The sequence below is a fragment of the Marivirga salinae genome (genome assembly GCF_030503855.1).
Classification (GTDB): Bacteria; Bacteroidota; Bacteroidia; order Cytophagales; family Cyclobacteriaceae; genus Marivirga; species Marivirga salinarum.
The window spans coordinates 3516133-3535915 of the sequence record NZ_CP129971.1 but is presented as its reverse complement, the minus strand read 5'-3'; the positions used below and the strand labels follow the sequence as shown (position 1 = coordinate 3535915).

At 35.1% G+C, this 19783-nt stretch carries 17 protein-coding genes and 1 tRNA gene; 12 read left to right on the top strand and 6 right to left on the bottom strand.

What is annotated here, in order from left to right; all coding sequences use genetic code 11:
• Nucleotides 1–58: 58 nt before the first annotated feature.
• Both groL and QYS49_RS14855 read right to left on the bottom strand, forming a co-directional pair.
• The gene (gene groL / locus QYS49_RS14860; RefSeq protein WP_308348382.1) at nt 59–1705 is read right to left on the bottom strand and encodes a chaperonin GroEL; all 1647 of its coding nucleotides are present in this window, start codon (nt 1703–1705) and stop codon (nt 59–61) included.
• Between the two features lie 27 nt (nt 1706–1732).
• Nucleotides 1733–2011: a co-chaperone GroES gene (locus QYS49_RS14855; RefSeq protein ID WP_308348381.1), complete on the bottom strand. Its 279-nt coding sequence runs from the start codon at nt 2009–2011 to the stop codon at nt 1733–1735.
• A gap of 197 nt (nt 2012–2208) precedes the next feature.
• On the opposite strand from QYS49_RS14855, the gene QYS49_RS14850 reads away from it, so the two are divergent.
• The 10 genes from QYS49_RS14850 (at nt 2209) to QYS49_RS14805 (ending at nt 14480) form a co-directional block, all read left to right on the top strand.
• Nucleotides 2209–2928 (top strand): hypothetical protein, encoded by a 720-nt coding sequence (locus tag QYS49_RS14850; RefSeq protein WP_308348379.1) that lies wholly within the window; start codon nt 2209–2211, stop codon nt 2926–2928.
• Nucleotides 2929–3147: 219 nt separating this feature from the next.
• On the top strand, nt 3148–5598 hold the full coding sequence (locus QYS49_RS14845; RefSeq protein WP_308348378.1) for a S9 family peptidase: 2451 nt from the start codon (nt 3148–3150) through the stop codon (nt 5596–5598).
• A gap of 136 nt (nt 5599–5734) precedes the next feature.
• Nucleotides 5735–6283, top strand: a complete 549-nt coding sequence (locus QYS49_RS14840; protein ID WP_308348376.1) for a hypothetical protein — start codon at nt 5735–5737, stop codon at nt 6281–6283.
• 17 nt (nt 6284–6300) lie between these two features.
• Nucleotides 6301–6678, top strand: a complete 378-nt coding sequence (locus QYS49_RS14835) for a hypothetical protein (protein ID WP_308348374.1) — start codon at nt 6301–6303, stop codon at nt 6676–6678.
• A 97-nt stretch (nt 6679–6775) separates the two neighbouring features.
• Nucleotides 6776–7771, top strand: coding sequence for an ABC transporter ATP-binding protein (locus tag QYS49_RS14830; protein WP_308348372.1), 996 nt, complete (start codon nt 6776–6778; stop codon nt 7769–7771).
• A gap of 425 nt (nt 7772–8196) precedes the next feature.
• A complete protein-coding gene (rpsA, locus tag QYS49_RS14825; RefSeq protein ID WP_308348370.1) occupies nt 8197–10182 on the top strand; it encodes a 30S ribosomal protein S1 in 1986 nt (661 codons plus the stop codon).
• Between the two features lie 479 nt (nt 10183–10661).
• Nucleotides 10662–10732, top strand: a tRNA-Cys gene (locus QYS49_RS14820).
• 423 nt (nt 10733–11155) lie between these two features.
• Nucleotides 11156–12544, top strand: a complete 1389-nt coding sequence (locus tag QYS49_RS14815; protein ID WP_308348369.1) for a TlpA family protein disulfide reductase — start codon at nt 11156–11158, stop codon at nt 12542–12544.
• Between the two features lie 289 nt (nt 12545–12833).
• Entirely contained in the window at nt 12834–13616 is a 783-nt protein-coding gene (locus QYS49_RS14810; protein ID WP_308348367.1) for a peptidase associated/transthyretin-like domain-containing protein, read from the top strand.
• Between the two features lie 252 nt (nt 13617–13868).
• Nucleotides 13869–14480, top strand: coding sequence for an REP-associated tyrosine transposase (locus QYS49_RS14805; RefSeq protein WP_308348365.1), 612 nt, complete (start codon nt 13869–13871; stop codon nt 14478–14480).
• A gap of 164 nt (nt 14481–14644) precedes the next feature.
• Here QYS49_RS14805 and QYS49_RS14800 read toward each other — a convergent pair whose 3' ends face one another.
• From QYS49_RS14800 to aroQ, 3 genes are all read right to left on the bottom strand, one after another.
• On the bottom strand, nt 14645–16363 hold the full coding sequence (locus QYS49_RS14800; RefSeq protein ID WP_308348364.1) for an FMN-binding glutamate synthase family protein: 1719 nt from the start codon (nt 16361–16363) through the stop codon (nt 14645–14647).
• 108 nt (nt 16364–16471) lie between these two features.
• The gene (locus QYS49_RS14795; protein WP_308348361.1) at nt 16472–16846 is read right to left on the bottom strand and encodes a methylglyoxal synthase; all 375 of its coding nucleotides are present in this window, start codon (nt 16844–16846) and stop codon (nt 16472–16474) included.
• Between the two features lie 109 nt (nt 16847–16955).
• Complete coding sequence (gene aroQ / locus QYS49_RS14790) at nt 16956–17378, bottom strand: type II 3-dehydroquinate dehydratase (RefSeq protein WP_308348360.1); 423 nt, start codon at nt 17376–17378, stop codon at nt 16956–16958.
• A gap of 11 nt (nt 17379–17389) precedes the next feature.
• Between aroQ and xerD the strand changes: the two genes are divergently transcribed.
• A complete protein-coding gene (xerD, locus tag QYS49_RS14785) occupies nt 17390–18289 on the top strand; it encodes a site-specific tyrosine recombinase XerD (RefSeq protein WP_308348358.1) in 900 nt (299 codons plus the stop codon).
• A gap of 91 nt (nt 18290–18380) precedes the next feature.
• Nucleotides 18381–18719 (top strand): arsenate reductase (glutaredoxin), encoded by a 339-nt coding sequence (gene arsC / locus QYS49_RS14780; protein ID WP_308348356.1) that lies wholly within the window; start codon nt 18381–18383, stop codon nt 18717–18719.
• Nucleotides 18720–19106: 387 nt separating this feature from the next.
• Here arsC and msrA read toward each other — a convergent pair whose 3' ends face one another.
• Entirely contained in the window at nt 19107–19745 is a 639-nt protein-coding gene (gene msrA / locus QYS49_RS14775; protein ID WP_308348355.1) for a peptide-methionine (S)-S-oxide reductase MsrA, read from the bottom strand.
• Nucleotides 19746–19783 lie beyond the last annotated feature (38 nt).

Sequence of the window (19783 nt, the reverse complement as noted above, 5' to 3'; positions counted from 1 at the left end):
ACAAAAAAGGCCTTGTCAATCGACAAAGCCTTAATTTTCTTCTTTGAATATTGGGAGATTACATCATTCCACCCATTCCGCCCATGCCGCCTGGCATTCCGCCACCTTGCATTCCGCCACCAGCATCTTCTTCCTCTTCATCTGCCACTACACATTCGGTAGTTAACAATAATCCTGAGATAGAAGCCGCATTTTCTAGCGCTAAGCGAGTAACTTTAGTTGGATCAATTACACCAGCTTTGAATAAATTTTCATATTTATTCTCACGTGCATTGTATCCATAATCGTCTTTTCCTTCTAATACTTTATTGATGATTACTGATCCTTCCTGACCTGCATTCTCAACAATAGTTCTTAAAGGAGATTCAAGAGCTAATCTAATGATGTTCACACCAGTTTCTTGATCTTCATTTTCAACATCTACTTTATCTAAAGCTTTAATAGCTCTTAATAAAGCAATACCACCACCTGCAACAATTCCTTCTTGAACTGCAGCTCTTGTAGCGTGTAGAGCATCATCAACTCTGTCTTTTTTCTCTTTCATCTCTACTTCTGTAGCAGCTCCTATGTAAAGAATAGCTACACCGCCAGACAATTTAGCCAAACGCTCTTGTAATTTTTCTTTATCATAATCAGAAGTAGTGTTCTCCATTTGAGATTTGATTTGACTCACTCTCGCTTGGATATCTTCTTTTTTACCAGCACCATTAACAATAGTAGTATTGTCTTTGTCAATAGTGATTTTCTCAGCAGTACCTAAATACTCTAAAGTAGCGCCATCTAATTTATAGCCTCTTTCTTCAGAAATTACTGTACCACCAGTTAAGATAGCGATGTCCTCTAACATTGCTTTTCTTCTGTCGCCAAAGCCAGGAGCTTTAACTGCAGCAATTTTTAAAGAACCTCTGATTTTGTTTACCACTAAAGTAGCTAAAGCTTCACCTTCTACTTCTTCAGAGATAATCAATAATGGCTTACCAGTTTGAGAAACTGCTTCTAAGATAGGAAGCAATTCTTTCATGCTACCGATTTTCTTATCGTAAATTAAGATATAAGGATTTTCTAATTCAGCTTCCATTTTCTCCGTGTTAGTCACGAAATATGGAGACTGATATCCTCTGTCAAACTGCATACCTTCAACAGTCTTCACTTCAGTTTCAGTACCTCTAGCTTCTTCAACAGTGATTACACCATCTTTTCCAACTTTGTCCATTGCCTCGGCAATCATTTTACCGATTGTAGCATCGTTGTTAGCAGAAATAGTACCTACTTGCTCAATTTCGTTGCTGTTAGAAATATCTTTAGACTGTTTCTTTAAGTCTGCAACAACCAATTTAACTGCTTTTTCAATACCCCTTTTCAAGTCCATTGGGTTAGCACCCGCTGTCACGTTTTTCAAACCATGCTTGAAAATAGATTGAGCTAAAACAGTGGCAGTTGTAGTACCGTCTCCAGCCTCATCTGCAGTTTTAGATGCAACTTCTTTCACAAGCTGAGCGCCCATGTTCTCAATTGGATCTTTCAATTCGATTTCCTTAGCTACAGAAACACCATCTTTTGTTACAGATGGAGCACCGAATTTCTTATCGATGATTACGTTTCTACCTTTTGGTCCTAAAGTTACTTTTACTGCATTAGCTAATTTATCAACGCCTTTTCTTAAGCCATCTCTAGCTTTTAGGTCAAATGAAATATTCTTTGCCATGATATTATAATATTTTTAGTTTAACTTTTAAATAGTGCCGAAAATGTCGGAGTTTCTCATAATTAAATACTCTTTTCCTTCAAGTGTAAATTCTGTTCCAGAATACTTTCCGTATAATACAGAATCACCAACCTTAACGGTTACAGGAGCATCATCTTTACCTGGCCCAACTGCAACGATTTTACCTTGTTGAGGCTTTTCTTTTGCAGTGTCAGGAATGATAATACCAGATGCTGTTTTTTCTTCTACAGGAGCTGGCTCTACTAGAACCCTATCCTCATTTGGTTTAAATGATACGTTTGACATTTTATTATAATTTATATTTTGATTTTTTATTAATCCGCAATGCTGATAACATTAAATGTGCCACTTGTAAAAGCGTGTCAAAATTGCAGGTTTTTCGTTTTAAAATTGTCATGTAAGATTATTCGTATTATCGTTTGTGAACTTTTGACAGATTATGATTATATTTTGATGACAGTTTATGTTAAAATCAAATTATTATGGAAAAGTTATCAGATGATTGGATCACCAAAGGCACACTAGATTTTGAATATAAAAAGTATATATTGTTAGCCTACTTGCAACAAGTAAGTAAATCTTTTGAGCAACATAAACTTTATCCTTCTTTTGCTGATTTGATTATGCACTACAAAAATGCATCTCATTTAAAGGCGGGAAAGCAAAAACTATGGAAGTCCTTTCCTAAAGAATTAACTAAGCTGGATTTGAAGAATTTTAGGATGTTTTTTGAATCGAAAGTGGCGGAAGATGATCAATTAAAAGAGCTAGAAAATATTGTTGATTTTGCCATGAATAAGATACAAAATCATATAGTTGTTGGGAAAGATATTTTTGACGAGGTCGAGAAACAACTAATCATTGAGCCAGTGGGAGTAAAAGCTTTGGAAGAAAATGAAGGCTTATTATTAATAGATCCTCAATATGAATCATTTTACCATATCTATCAATATAGAATTTCAATCTTTGAAGCAGCCGAGGAAAAAGTTAGAGGACTACAAACTGTCTTTATTGATAGAATAAAAAAATCACTAGGCACTACATTAGAGCAAATCAAAATTCAAGTTTTAAAGAATATTCAATTGGTGAGTAATTACTCAGCTTTCAGAGTAGTAGCATTACAACCCTATCCTTATTATGAAACGCTTTTACCAATCGTAAAAAGAAGCTTTTCAGGTTATTTGGAAAATAATAATCGTTGATAATAAATAATTCCTCATTCATTGACTAGCATTGGTTGCTGACTAAAAATAGAAACCTCAAATACCATTAAACATTTAGTTTTTCCTTTGGCGTATTACTAATTAGTAAAAACCATTAGGTTTATATAATTTCATGTATACGTAGAATTTAATTACTCAGCAATGAGTAAGTACTAGTAGCTCTTTTTGAAATAGATTGTTAACCAAAAACTAAATGTCATGAAAAAAATATTCTTCCTCTTCCTGTTGGTATTCTTCAGCTGGAACTTAACGGCCCAAGAAAACTTAGATTATCAAAAACCCCCAAAAGAGATTTTAGAATTAGTTGATGCCCCATTAGCACCCTCAGTCTTAATTGACAAGAAGGGAGAAAATGTGGTTTTGATTTATAGAGATCCTTATAAACCAATAGCTGAGCTCTCAGAAGAGGAATTAAGACTTGGAGGGTTGCGTATTAATCCAAAAACCAATATTGGAAGCCGAACCCGATACTACAACGATATAAAAACCAAGAAAGCGCTAAAGGATAATATCAAGGAAGTAGAAGGCTTGCCCGAATCTCCAAGATTATCCAACTTTAATTGGTCGCCTAATCAAAAAATGATTGCTTTTTCTCATACTACTTCAACTGGTGTTGAGATTTGGGTTTTAAATATTAATGAAAGCAAAGCAACTCGATTGATGGAAGGTATTGCGAATGCAAATATGGGTAATCCTATTGAGTGGAAAAAGGATAATTCAGGACTTTTAGTAAATGTTTTGCCCGAAGATCGAAAAGCGCTCATTAATTCAGGAGAAGCTATTCCTAGTGGACCAGTTATTTCAGTAAGCGATGGAGAGAAAGCTCAAAATAGGACCTATCAGGATCTATTGAGTAATACTAATGATGAATTCAACTTTGAGCAATTGGCTTTATCCAAAATAGTCTCCTTGGATTTGAAAGGAAACGCGACAGATTTTCTACCGACTGCTATGTATTCTAGTATGTCAGTTTCTCCAAATGGAGAATATGTAATGGTAAGCCAGATTAAGACACCTTTTTCATACATAGTTCCTTACTATAGATTTCCTAATGAAACTAATATTTATGATATGGAAGGGAATTTAATTAATCAGGTGAATGATGTTCCTCTTCAGGAAGTTTTGCCTAAAGGCTTTATGTCAGTTAGAACAGGCCGAAGAAGTATGAATTGGAGAAATGACAAACCAGCAACTTTAATTTATGCAAAAGCTTTAGATGAAGGTGATCCGGAAAATAAAGTAGATTTTAGAGATGAAGTTTATCAATTAGAAGCTCCATTTAAAGGTGAAGGAAAGCCATTATTAAAAACCATCAATCGATACAGATACATCCAATGGGGAAATGATAATATAGCAATTGCCCATGATTATTGGTGGAATACTCGGAATATGAAAGCCTATACATTTAATCCATCTAATAGTGAACAAGAACCAAAAGTACTTTTTGATAGAAATTATCAAGATCGATATAATGACCCTGGAAGCTTTGTAACTACAAAGAATAAATTTAATGAATATGTGCTTGAATTAGAGGGTGAAAAAGCCTTTTTGATGGGAGATGGTTATACACCTGAGGGGCAATTTCCCTTTGTAGATGAGATTAATTTAAAAACACAAAAGAAAAACAGACTTTATAAATCGGAATATACCGATAAGCTCGAAAATTTATACTCTTCTATTGATATGAAGAAAGGAACAGTTTTGGTGAGAATAGAGTCCCAAACAGATTATCCTAATTACTATTTCAGAAATATTCGGAAGAAAGATGACTTGAAACAAATCACTTCCTTTGAGAATCCTTTTAAAAGTATGCAAAATGTGCAAAAGGAAGTAATAAGCTATGAAAGAGAAGATGGCCTTTCATTAGATGGAACTTTGTATTTACCTGTAAATTATGATAAAGAAAGTAAGGAGAAAAAGCCCATGATTTTGTGGGCTTATCCACGTGAGTATAAAGACAAAAGCAGTGCGGGTCAAAATACTTCTAATCCTAATGAATTTATTTATCCCTATTATGGAAGTCCTATTTATTGGGTAACTCAAGGTTATGTGGTATTGGATGGCGCAGCTTTCCCAATTGTTGGAGAAGGGGAGGAAGAGCCCAATGATACATTCAGAGAACAATTAGTGGATAATGCAAAAGCAGCCATTGATGCAGTGGATGAAATGGGTTATATTGATAGAGAAAGAGTAGCAGTCGGAGGGCATTCCTATGGTGCTTTTATGGTAGCCAATTTGCTTTCTCATTCTGATTTGTTTGCAGCAGGAATTGCCAGGAGCGGTGCTTATAATAGAACCTTAACTCCTTTTGGTTTCCAAAGTGAAGAACGTTCTTACTGGGAATCTCCTGAGACGTATTATAATATGTCTCCATTTATGCACGCTGAAAAAATGAAAACACCATTGTTGTTGATTCATGGACAAGCTGATAATAATTCAGGAACCTATCCTTTGCAAAGTGAACGATACTTCAATGCTTTAAAAGGCTTAGGAGCTACAGCACGATTAGTGATGCTGCCTAAGGAAAGTCATGGATATAGCGCAAAAGAAAGCATTTTGCATATGCTTTGGGAGCAGCATGAATGGTTAGAGAAATACGTTAAAAATAAGCAAGAGGATACTTCGGAAGATGATGAAAAATCTAAATGATGTTAATCTAGAGTATTAAATTTTTGAAGCCTGTAGAATTAGAAGTTTTACAGGCTTTATTTTTAATAAAAATTCATCAATTTAATAGGTATTATTTTTTTAGTTTGTATTTTTATACGAACTATCAATAGAAAATATGAAAAAATTTAAATCATTAATTTTTGCTGTCCTGATTTTCATGACTACTTATGAAATGACAGCTCAAATTTATGCAGGCGGAGGCTTCGTTTATTCTTCGCTATCACAACAAGGGTTGGATGATGTCACAGGTTTTGGGATTGATATCCAAAAGGAATTTACTCATGAAGGTGGAAAATTCAGTCTTAATCCCACTGTCCATATTACAGTGCTAAATTCTAATATTTTCAGAGAATTTAATGCTTTTTATGCAAATACCATAAGTTTTGCTCCTTCGGTGGGGTATAAGATACTTGAGGGAAACAGGATTTCTATCACTCCATTTGCTTCTCCTTTTATTGGTTGGTTAACGGGCTACAGAAATGAAGATGTTTTTTTTGATGCCGGTTTTCGGAATGAAATTATTTATGGCTTAGAATTCGGGCTGGAAATTAAAGTAGCCCTCTATGAAAATTTAGAGCTCAAATTAAATCCAATAACTTTTCAAATTGGAGATAATGATTTCAGACAGGGAATGATTTCAGTCCTTTTTAGGCTGTCTAAATAAAATATTGAACAATTATTTTGATTAAAAGAACAATAGGCATACATTTGCAATCCAATTTTGACAAAGAACTAATCATGGCAGGAACAAGTCTCAAAAGAAAAGCAAGAAAAAACAGAGTAGTAGCAAAGAAAAGAGTGGATAGCATTCAGAAATTGCAACAACAACCTGTTATAAAAAATGTTGATGTAGAAGCTATAAAAGCAGAATTCGAAAAAGCAGATAAGAAAAAACCTGCTGCCAAGAAGGAAGATACTGCTAAAGCTGAAAAAAAGGAAGAAGCTACTGAAGCAAAAAAAGCAGCTCCTAAAAAGAAGGCGGCTCCTAAAAAAGAGGAAGCAAAAACTGAAGATAAGCCTAAGGCGACTAAGAAAAAAGAAGATAAGAAGGAGGATTAATACTTTTTCTTTTTAATAGATATAATAATGAAGCGAACATCAGTTCGCTTTTTTTGTTTATAGAGATCTAATTTATATCTCCGTTAATTTTCATCTCATGGCTAAAATTATTTTAGAAGCTATAAATATTTCCAAATCATTCGATAAGGCTATTCTTTCAGAAGTTAATTTGAAAATAAAGGAAGGTGAAACGCATGTGGTGATGGGAAAAAGCGGTGAGGGAAAATCTACCTTACTTAAAATTTTAGCTGGACTTGTTGCTCCTGAGAACGGGAAGATTATTTTTGAGGGAGAAGAATTAGAAAATCCTGAGGAGGTATTAGTTGCAGGGAATGAGGAATTGGCTTATGTGGCTCAAAATTTTAATCTACTGCACAATCGAACAGTCCTAGAGAATTTAAAGGATGCGCTTTTATCTTTTAAAGATGATTTTGCTGAGCAACAAATCAATCATTTGTTGCAGCTTATGCGTTTGGAAGAATTAAAGGAGCATAAAATTGAATTATTATCTGGAGGTGAAAAGCAAAGATTGGCAATAGCTCGTGCATTGGCTACTCAGCCATCAGTCTTATTACTAGATGAACCTTTCACTCAGCTTGATTTTCCTACACGTCAAATTCTACTTGATGCCATTAAGGAAGTGAAAAATGAATTAGATACCAGCATCATACTAGTTAGCCATAATCTCTATGAAGCATTCTATTTGGCAGATATTATTCACATCTTAAAAAATGGGGATATTATAAAGAGCGATAACCCAAAAGCTATTTATAAAAACCCTGAGTTCACCTCTGTTGCTAATATTTTAGGCGAAGTAAACCTTCTGCCAAAAGGCAAGTTTGGGAAAGGGCAATCAAAATTACTCGGGATATGGAGTGAAAATATTTTGATCGATACTGATAATGATACAAAGCATCAATTGGAATTGAAGTTGACTGAAAAGCTATTCATAGGAAATTATTATCGCTATCAATTTCAACTTAACAAAAATCAATCATTGATTGTAAAATCAACCCAATCAGAATTTGAAGTAGGAGAGAATTATAATGTTGTTTTCCTTGAATCCCATCTATTCGAATTAAAAGAAGATTGATTTTAACCATATTTAACCGCAAAGAGCACTATGATTTTTCACAAAGTTTCACGAAGAAGAACCTTAGATTTTTTAATTGTACTTTTGTGTTCTCTTAAAAACTTCCCAGTTTGACTATCAACTGACCTAAATATTCCCATTTGTCAGCTTAAGGTACTCGATTAGGTCAGTACCGAAGGTCAGACCAGTTTTATTTCACAAAGGGGAGCCTTAGTAACCTTCGTGAAAGTCTCAGTGAAACTTAGTGGTTAAAACAATAGATTTTTTATTATCTGAGTGCCAACATATTGCGACTTTCCAAATAAATCGTACCTTTGCAATCCGTTCGAGTGAATGGGCTTATCTGAGTAGGTAAGTATTTGTAAACCAAAACGATGGAAATCTTGGCTCGGATTGACATTGTAATTAAAGAGCCCTGACACATTATGGCAGAAAATCAAGAAAACGTACAGAACGAAGAGTTCGACTGGGAAGCATTTGAAACCAAAGGTTTTGGTGAAGGCTACTCAAAAGCTAGAAGAGAAGAACTAGCTGCAATGTATGACAATGTTGCTACTGACTTGGCTGAGCAGGAAGTAGTAAAAGGTATTGTGGTAGCGATTAACGATCGTGACGTGGTATTAAATGTTGGGTACAAGTCTGATGGTTTAGTTCCTACCAATGAATTCCGTGATACTCCTGATTTAAAAATCGGTGACGAAGTGGAAGTTTACGTTGAAGAACGTGAAGATCAAAATGGGGAATTAGTTTTATCCAGAAGAAAAGCAAAAATTGTAGGTGCTTGGGACAAAATCCAAAAAGCGCTTGACGAAGATCTAATCATAGAAGGATTAGTAAAAAGAAGAACTAAAGGTGGTTTAATCGTGGATGTACACGGTGTTGAAGCCTTCTTACCAGGTTCTCAAATTGACGTGAAGCCTATTCGCGACTTCGATGTTTTCGTAGGTAAGAAAATGGAAGTAAAAGTGGTGAAAATTAACTACAGTAACGATAACGTAGTAGTTTCCCACAAAGTATTAATAGAAAAAGATCTAGAGAAGCAAAAAGCTGAAATCTTGAACAACCTTGAAAAAGGTCAGGTTCTAGAAGGTGTGATCAAAAACATGACCAACTTTGGTGTATTTATTGACCTTGGTGGTGTTGATGGTCTATTGCACATTACGGATATTTCTTGGGGTAGAATCAATCACCCAGAAGAGGTATTGAAGCTTGACGAAAAAGTGAAAGTAGTAGTACTTGACTTTGACGAAGGTAAAAAACGTATTTCTTTAGGTATGAAGCAATTAACTTCTCACCCTTGGGACTCATTGGCTGAAGGCCTTGATGTAGGTTCTAAAGTGAAAGGTAAAATTGTTAATGTTGCTGATTACGGTGCATTCTTGGAGATCGCTCCAGGTGTTGAAGGTTTGATCCACGTTTCAGAAATGAGCTGGTCACAGCACTTAAGAAATCCACAAGATTTCATCAATGTTGGTGATGAGTTAGAAGCAGTAGTTCTTACTTTAGACAAAGAAGAGCGTAAGATGTCATTAGGCATTAAGCAATTGACTGAAGATCCTTGGAACAAGAAAGAAGTATTAACAAAGTATGCTGTTGGTACTGAGCATAAAGGAGTAGTTAGAAATATGACTAACTTCGGATTGTTCATCGAGTTAGAAGAAGGTATTGACGGATTGGTTCACGTTTCTGATTTAAGCTGGACTAAGAAAATCAAGCACCCATCTGAATTCGTGAAAGTAGGAGAGGAATTGAACGTAGTTGTTTTAGAACTAGATGTTGATAACAGAAGATTAGCATTAGGACACAAACAATTGGAAGAGAATCCTTGGGATACTTTTGAATCAGTATTTACTGTTGGTTCTAAGCACAAATGTACTGTGTTGAACAAAAACGAAAAAGGTGCAATCCTTGAGCTTCCTTACGGAATTGAAGGTTTCGCTGCTACTAAGCATTTGAAGAAAGCAGATGACTCAATGGCAGAAGTAGGTGAGTCTTTAGAATTCCAAGTTTTAGAATTCTCTAAAGATGACAAGCGTATTGTATTGTCTCACTTACATACACACTCTAAAGTAGAAGAGGCAGCTCCTAAGAAGAAGCCAACTGCTACTGGAAGTGGTAAGAAGAAATCAGCTCCTAAGCAACAAGCTTCTTCATCTACATTAGGTGATTTGGATGCATTATCTGCATTGAAAACACAAATGGAAGATGATGCTAAAGGCGGAAGCAAGAAAAAAGCTGCTCCTAAGAAAGAGGAAGAGCCAAAAGCGGAAGCAAAGAAAGCAGCGAAGAAAGAAGAGCCAAAAGCTGACGAAGTGAAAGCAGAAGCCAAAAAGGAAGAAGCTAAAGCAGAAGAGAAAGAGGAAAAAGCTGAAGAGAAAAAAGCTGACGATAAAAAAGAAGATAAAGAGTAATCTCTAAATCTTATTAAATATATGTGAAAGCCATTTGCTGAAAAGTAGATGGCTTTTTTTTGTTTTTCACGGATTTAAATTTGAGCGACTGTCCTTGAGAAGACTTTAATGTTATTAAGTTAACCTTAGAAACATCAGGCTTCAAAGCAATCCTAAAAATAACCTTGGTTATCTCCCTTTGTGTTCTATTGTCTCTTTTGTGGTGGGAAATTGCTAATGTTGGTACAGATTAACAAACATTTTTCTAACCACAAAAGAAACAAAAGGTTTTTCGCTTTAGCGAAAAACTCTTTAGAATACCTTCTTAACTTTAATAGTATTGAGGGGATTTCGTGGTTGTAGTATTAAAGTAATAAAGAGATATCGTCAAATAAAAAAAATCTAGTTATAGAATAAGTTAAATTATTTAATAATTATTCTTGTTCTCTATTTGACAAGCGCAATAATATGTCTATTTTTGCAATCTCAAAAGCGAATAAGGTCACGTGGCCGAGTGGCTAGGCAGTGGTCTGCAAAACCATCCACAGCGGTTCGAATCCGCTCGTGACCTCTTTTTTTACCTCCAGCAGTTTATTTTTTCTGTTGGAGGTTTTTTTATGCGCAAACTTTCCAGCGGATGAGAAGCGCAGGTTCGAAATCAAGCCGCAGGCGAAGATTCACGAGGGGGTGTGCGGCATGCCCGTGCGTATGAGTAATCCGCTCGTGACCTCTTTTTTTACCTCCAGCAGTTTATTTTTTCTGTTGGAGGTTTTTTTATGCGCAAACTTTCCAGCGGATGTGAACCGAAGGGTAAAAACTAATTCATTGAAAATGAGAAAAAGATTATAATGTACCCTCGAAGCTCATACACACATTACAGAAATTCTTTAATTAAGTAACACAAACATGTTTCCAATTAAAATTTCAATTAAACCTTTTAAATTTGAAATATAACTTATAATTTAGTTTTTGACAAACCATCAATTAAACTCAAATGAAAACTATCAAACTAATTACATTACTCGTTTTAGGACTATTAGCTTCATGTTCTCCAGAGAAAGAAAATATGGTAACTTCTTTAAAGGGAGAAGTCATAAATCCAAAAGGTGACAATATTTCATTAAGACTTCAAGATACAACTATAACAGCTGCATTAGATTCAGTTGGCAATTTCCAAACTAATATACCTATTAATAAAGCGGAGAAGGTAGTCTTTGCTCATGGAAATGAAATAACTACCCTATATCTAAGGCCAGGGGATCAATTAAGCCTTACAATTGATCCAAGAGAATTTGATGAATCTATAAAGTATGAAGGTAAAGGAGCAGCCATTAATAACTTTTTGGCGTCCACGGTTTTAATGGAAGATACTTTAAAAGGAATAGCACAATTAGCGGCTCTTTCAGAAGATAGTTTTCTAGTCGCATTTCGTAAAAACTATGTATTGAAAGAAAATGCTTTAGAAAAGTCAGGAGTTAAGGATCAAGAATTTAAAGACTGGTATCTTAAAAATAATGATTGGGAGTTTTATTTTAATCTATTGAATTATTCAGGATATAAATCCAGATTGACAAAAGAAGAATTCGAACCTTCTGAGAACTTTTATGCTTTTCAGGATTCATTAGATCTTTACGATTCAAGCAATTTAGATTATGAGTTTTTTATACCTTATTTACAAAGACAGATTACATTTAAAGTAGGTGAAAAGTTTAAAGATAAAGGCCCACAAGATGTAAGTGAGTATGTGATGGCATCAGTTGAAGAAGTGAATTCTATTCCAAGTGATCCTATTAAGGGAGAATTATTATATCAAGTAATCAATGTACATTTAAATAGATTAAACAAGGAAGATAGAGATTCTTTGATTGTGGAATGGAAAGCATTGAATTCCTCAAAGAAACGTTTAAAGAATGTAGAAGATAAGCTTGAGGTTTTAGCGTCATTGGCAAAAGGAAATCCGGCTCCAGGTTTTAAATATGTTAATTTGGAAGGAGATAGTATGACTATGGCCGATTTTAAAGGTAAAGTAGTTTATATAGATGTTTGGGCAACTTGGTGTGCCCCATGCATTGCAGAACATCCTCATATGGAGGAATTACAGAAGCAATATGAAAATGAAAATGTTGCATTTATTGCGATAAGTGTTGATTCATCACCTGAGCCTTGGAAAAAGATGGTTAAGAAGAAAGAGTTAGGAGGGATTCATTTATATGCTGAGGGTGCCTGGGGTGCTACTATTATGCAAAAATATGCCATCAGCGGAATTCCTCGCTTTATTTTAATCGATCAGGAAGGTAATATAGCAGATGCAAATGCTGCAAGACCGTCTGGTGATATTGCTGAAGATATTGATGATTTACTCTCTAAAGGCGTGCAATTGTAATGCATAGGTGTTGAGATTTGTATTGCTGATTGTAGGCGCAAGCTGCGTGCATGCGTTAGCGTAGATTTTACAAATGGACGCATGCGACTTTTGAGTCGCATGCTTTTGAGGCTATTTCGATAAATTAGCACAAGCGGATGTTTGCGCTATGTGATTATTATACATATAGCACTGGATAAAGCGTTCGCTGGGCCTTTATTACACGAGAGTGTCCAATTCGCTTCATGACTTATAATATACTTAAAAGGTAGTTGTTACGTTAATTTTAGTAAATTAATATTCAAGCTTGATGAACCGCCTCAAAATAATATTAATTATTGCCTTTTCGGTATTAAGCTTTTCTCATTTGAAAGCTCAAAAGCAACTAAAAGGACTTTTAATTGACGAGGATACAAATGATCCCATAGAAGGAAGTCATATTATAAACCTTAGCAAAAAAACTATTGCTATAAGTAACCAAAATGGACAATTTAGCATTCAAGCCCAATCTTTTGATACCTTACTGATCTCCAATATTAATTATCATCGCAAAGAATTCATTTTAAAAGAGATCAATCCAGTCGTGATTTATATGACTCCCTTAATCATTCAGTTGGATGAGGTGGAGGTCAGCAATAGGCCTAAAAATTCAAGTGTTTTTAGTGAGAAGTTGAAAAATATGGAAAATCAAGATGATAAGGGATTTAGAATCTATGGTGTTCCACAGGCTAAACCAATGGCTGAGATTCCACCTTTATTTCAGGAAGATAACAGTCTGAGATTTTGGGAAAATGGTAGAATTCTTCCTCCCGCTACCATTGATATATATGTAATTCCTAAAATGTTCAGTCGTAAGTATAAAGCTAAAATGAAATACTATGCGCTTAAAGCTGAAAAAGATGATCGTATTATTTATAATAAGAGATTTAACCGAAATATTGTCAAAGGAATAGTCGGTTTAGAAGGGAATTTACTCACTGATTTTATAAGCTTTATGGATGTTGAGGAGGAATTCATTAAATCATCTACTGATTATGAAATCATGGTTTTTATTAAAGATAAGTATAACGAATTTATGCGTTTTGGGGAGTGATTGGCTGTAATTAGCTCGGGTGAGGTGTGTTAGATAATGACTACCTAAAGAGATTTTGCATATGGACACATGCGAAAACGCGTGCGCCAGCGCAGCAGCTTCTGCCAGTAGTTCGGGAATTCTACAGATTATTAAAATTTTCTTAATTCTTTCAATAAACTTTTAGTTAAAGTAATTTGCTAACCCCTACTGTATAATTACTTTAGTATTTATAGTAAATGTAGAACTGATAGATAAAGCTAGCGCGTCTATGTGTCTAAGCAAAGTCAGCCATTAATAGAGATTGTTTATTATCAACCTTATCCTAGCTTGTATATGAGTAGAAAGTATAAATTCCACAATAAAGAAGGCCTGTATTTTGTCAGCTTCGCCACTGTATATTGGATTGATTTGATGGTAAGAGAACAGTATTTTTCAATCCTTATTGAAAGTTTAGATTACTGTCGAAAAAATAAAGGAATGGAAATTTATTGTTATTGCATAATGCCAAGTCATTTACATTTAATTTTCAGAGCTAAAGAAAATAATCCAGAAAAAGTTTTAGGTAGGTTTAAAGAATTTACTTCCAAGCAATTGCAAGCATCCATAAAAGAAAATATACAAGAAAGCAGAAAGGAATGGATGCTTTGGATGTTCAAGAGAGCAGGCTCTAAGAGTAGTAATGTTACAGGAAGTCAATTGTGGCAACATAATAATAAACCTATAGAATTGTACAGTAATGCAGTAATCGATCAAAAAGTTAATTATATTCATCAAAATCCCGTAGTTGCAGGATTTGTGAATGAAGCTCATCATTGGAGATATAGCAGTGCAATTGATTATAGCGGAGGGAAGGGTGTTTTGGAGATTGATTTTGTAAAATAGCTGATATAGGTTTTAAGATGGACACACGCGAAAAAGCGTGTGCCAGCGCATGTTTTGGATATTGATTTTATTGGTTAGTGGTTGCATATGGACAGTCTAAGTAAGCCAACGGTATAGTAGATCATAAATTTTATAAAAAAGAAGGCTTACAAAAAAGACTTAAATCAAACCTGCTCCCGTCTCATTTTCATTTCCCCAACACTCATATTTCTTTCTTTAGCCAATCTTCTTTCTTGGCTGGCTTCAAAGGCTGATATGCCTTGTAATTCGGATAAATAATCTAAATGACCAGGAGAGGTAACGACCATGATGTCATCAGCTGTGATCTGATTAGGACTATTGTAACCGCAGGATTCTGCTAGCATTTGAGTTTCTTTATAAAGCGCATCTGCATATGTGGCAATTCTTTTGGCTGCGGCTTCAATGTCTAGTGCTTTTTGCAATCTTTTGTTTTGAGTAGCAATGCCAGTAGGACAGGCATTGGTATGGCATTCTAAAGCTTGAATACAGCCTAATGAAAGCATAAAACCTCTGGCAATGTATACGGCATCAGCACCTAAAGCCATGGCAACCGCTATGTCAATAGTTGTAGCTATTTTTCCGCTTGCAAAAAGCACTACTTTATCTCTTACACCATTATTTCTTAAAGCCCAATCTGCTACAGCTAATGCTTGTTTCATGGGTAAACCGGCATACGAACTTAAGACGTGTGGAGAAGCTCCAGTTCCACCATCACCGCCATCTATCACAATGTAATCAGGGCCTCTTCCTGGCTGGTCTTTCATCATCTTGGCGATGTCTTCAATCTCAACAGTATGACCAATTACCATTTTAATACCCACTGGCTTATTGGTGATTTTTCTTACTTTATCAATGAAATCAAATAAACCTGCCACATCAGAAAATTCTTTATGCCTGGCAGGTGCATAGGCATCTTTTCCCATTGGGATTTTTCTTATCTGGGCTATTTCGGCTGTAATTTTTTCTTTGAGCAACATACCCCCTTTGCCTGGTTTGGCTCCTTGAGCCAATTTGATTTCAAACATTTTCACTTGAGGATGATTCGCCATATCCTTTAATAAATCATCATCCAAATCACCGTCTTCATTTCTGATTCCGTATTTGGCTGTCCCAATTTGAAAAACCAAATCTGCTCCACCGTATTCATGACATGGCGCAAGTGAACCTTCACCAGTATTATGTAAAATTCCTGCCATTTTCGCTCCTTTGTTAAGGGCTGCATGAGCATTGTAAGATAGTGCTCCGTAGGACATGGCGCTTATATGTACAAAATGATTTAAAGTGTATGTTTGAACTCCCGTATGTTCGCCAATCACTTTTTTATAAAAATGTCCGGTTTCGTCCCCGGTTTTGGTTTTAGTATTGGTGAAGGTAGCGGGCATAATCAGGGTAGTGCCCACTTTATCCATATCTATTTGACTCCCAAAACCAATAGTATTACTCACTCCAGCAGAAGTAGCATAAATCCAATTTCTCGTAATTCTATTGTAAGGCGTTTCTTCTTGATCGTTTGAGAATAAATATTGACGCAACAATGGCCCAACTTTTACTAAGAATTTCCTACCCCAAATGACAACAGGAAAAACACGCTGAATAGGAGTATCGGTTTGTCTTTTATCATAAATGTATAAAGTAATCAGCCCAGTAATTAGCAGCGCTAGGATAAATTCACTTCCTAAAGTAAGCGCTAATTGTATTGGGCCGGATTCTTGTAAAAATTCGTACTGAAAAAAGTATCCGTACACAGCCGTTAAGAGAAGGGCAGAAATTACCCAAGCACTAGTGTAGCTATTGAAAATTTTGAAAACGTACTTTAAACGGGGACCGGTTGTACCTGATTGAATAAATTCGCGTTCTGCCATAGCATGAAAAGTTTATAGTTATTGGTAATATAGTACAATCTATAAGCTTTAGCAATAGCATTGGTCGAATATTTTTATTTATATGTCTGAAAACCAGTTAATAATATTCTACTCCATTTGTTTTCTCCAAAAAGCATCAATTAGTAATTGAGCAGTTGCAGGATTTGTAGCAATTGGAATGTTATGTACATCACAAATCCGCATCAACATTTGCACATCCGGTTCGTGTGGATGTTTGCCTAATGGATCTCGGAAGAAAAGTACCATCTCCAATTTCTTTTCGGCTGATAAAGCCGCTATTTGCGCATCACCTCCAATTGGACCGGATAATAATTTCTCAACTTTCAAACCTGTATTTTCTACATATTTACCAGTTGTACCGGTTGCCACTAAAGAAATTTCCTTGAGCTTATCCTTATTTTTATTAAGAAAGGAAACCATCTCCGGTTTTTTCCCATCATGGGCTATTATTGCTATTTTCATTTTTTTGTTATTATATATTGAATATGAAAATTAGTTTTACAAATATTCATTGTTTGGTAATGATTATCAGATAGGCACAAAATTATCTCGTGTAATTGCCAAATAGGCTCTATTTAAAATAATTTAAACCTAACTGATATCCTTTTAACCCCAATCCTGAAATCATGCCAACACATTTGGAGGAGATGATGCTTTTGTGCCTGAATTCTTCTCTTTTATAAATATTAGAAATATGGATTTCCACCACAGGAACTGTTATGGCGCCAATTGCATCATGAATGGCTACAGAAGTGTGCGTATAAGCAGCCGCATTCAATAAAATTCCATCAAATTCTCCTTCCGTTTGTTGTATTTTGCTTACTAATTTTCCTTCAATATTGGATTGATAATATTCCAATTCCAGCTCTGAATTTTTGATTTGCAACTTCTTGAAAAATTCCTCAAAAGAATCCCCACCATATATTTCAGGTTCTCTTTTGCCCAAAAGGTTTAAATTAGGTCCGTTTATGATGATGATTTTCGTTTTTTGCATTACTTTCGATTATGGCTTGGGATGTATTTTTAACTGAATATAAAAATTATTTACAATTAGAACGTTCATTAGCGGAAAACACCGTAGCTGCTTATGTTCATGATGTGATAAAGCTAAAACAGTTTTTGGATATCTCCAATCGAAATGTTGGGCCATTGGAAGTTTCTTCTACTGATTTGCATGATTTCCTGGAATATGTAAATGAATTGGGCATGACAGTCCATACTCAAGCTAGAGTTGTTTCAGGAATAAAAGGCTTTTATAAGTATTTGATTTTTGAGGATATCATTAAAGATAATCCAGCCGAACTGCTGGAAGCACCAAAACTGGGAAGAAAATTACCAGATGTTTTGAGTTTTGAGGAAATCGAGCAAATTATTTCTTCCATCGATAGAAGTACTGCTAATGGCCAGCGAGATATGACTATGCTGGAAGTATTATATTCTTCTGGCCTCAGAGTTACCGAATTAACTAGCCTAAAAATTTCCAATACTTATTTTGATTTAGGCTTCTTGAGAATTATAGGAAAAGGGAGTAAAGAAAGATTGGTTCCGATGGGGAAATCTGCTGCCAAGCAATTGAAAATTTATATAAATGATGTGCGGGTTCACCAAAAGCCAAAACCCGAGGCTAGAGATATAGTGTTTTTAAATCGATTTGGAGGGGCAATCAGTCGGATTTCTGTATTTACCATGATTAAGAAACAATGTGTTATGGCAGGAATACGAAAAAACGTAAGTCCACATACATTCCGTCATTCCTTTGCTACTCATTTGATTGAAGGTGGAGCTGATTTAAGAGCGGTGCAAGAGATGTTAGGGCATGAATCCATCACCACTACTGAAATATACACTCATTTGGATAGAGATTACTTAAGCCAGACTTTAAAGGAATTTCATCCTAGGGCCTAATTCTAATAAAACAACATAATTTTATGTTTAATAAAACATTCGTTATTAATTTCCGAAAGAGAAAGAGAAACTTTATTTAAAAATGAATACTATGAAATTTTACCATAATCCAAGATGCGGGAAAAGCAGAGAGGCATTGAAACTATTGCAAGAAAAAGGCATTGAGTCTGAAATTATTGAATATTTGAAGAATATACCCACTCATGCTGAATTAGAAGATGTACTTCAGAAATTGGACATGAAAGCTGAAGATTTATTGCGCAAAAATGAAAAGGTTTTCAAAGAATTATACAAAGGTAAAGATCTATCAGACTCTGAGTGGATTGAAGCCATGATAGCAGAACCTAAGCTGATTGAAAGGCCTATTTTTGTGAATGGCGACAAGGCTGTTGTTGGACGACCACCTGAAAAAGTTTTGGAATTGATTTAGGTCTATTATAGGGTGCTCTTTATTAATACTTCGAAATTTCTAGACCTAAAAATATTTGATCGAAGAGAGCGGGATGGAGGACAAAAAGGCGGGGAGGGCGCTGCATTGAAGCGTGGAAGCATCTTTTTGTCTTGATTTTTTCTTTCTTTTTGATCAAGCAAAAAGGAAAGGGAGAAACTGCAGAATTATAGTATGAAACATAAATCTATCGTTAATATCCAAAATTTCATATTCCGTAATAAACACTACTTTTTGGGATTTTAACGCAATTAAATTTCAAAGAAGATTCTTTAATCTTCTTTAAAGCTAAATATAAGAATCTTTTTTATTATTCAAGAGAACCCTAGTATAAGAGTCTAGAATCAGGATTCTAGACTCTATATTAAATCACTTCAATAAATCCTTAAATTCCTTAGCTACTTTATCTATTTTTGGTTTAGATACATTCACTATATAGCGGTCATTAGGATTTTTCTTTTCATAATCCTGATGATAATCCTCTGCTTCCCAGAATTTGGTAAAAGCTGTCAGTTCAGTTACGATTTCATCATCAAATTTTGAAGCCAGTTCATTCATTTTCTTCAAGGCTAAATTCTTTTCAGTTGAATTGCGGTAGAAAATGGCAGATCGATATTGTTTCCCTACATCAGGGCCTTGTCTGTTCAATTGAGTAGGATCATGCGCTACAAAGAATATATCCAAAAGTGTTTCGTAATTTAAAACAGATGAATCATATAGAACCATTACGGCTTCCGCATGATTAGTTCTTCCATAACTCACTTCCTTGTATGAAGGGTTTTTCTCTTCCCCACCGGAATATCCTGAAACTGCTTCTTTAACTCCTTTTATTTGATCGAAAGAAGCTTCTACACACCAAAAACATCCTCCCGCAAAATAGGCTGTATCTATAGCTTCAGTAGTTTGTACGGGTTGAGATTCGGTTGTTGTATTTTCAGATTTATTATTTTCTGCTGCACAAGCAAAAAATAGAATGCTTAGGATTACAATTGCTGTATTTCTTATCATGGTATTATCAAGTTTGCAGAAAGAACGACTAGCTAGGC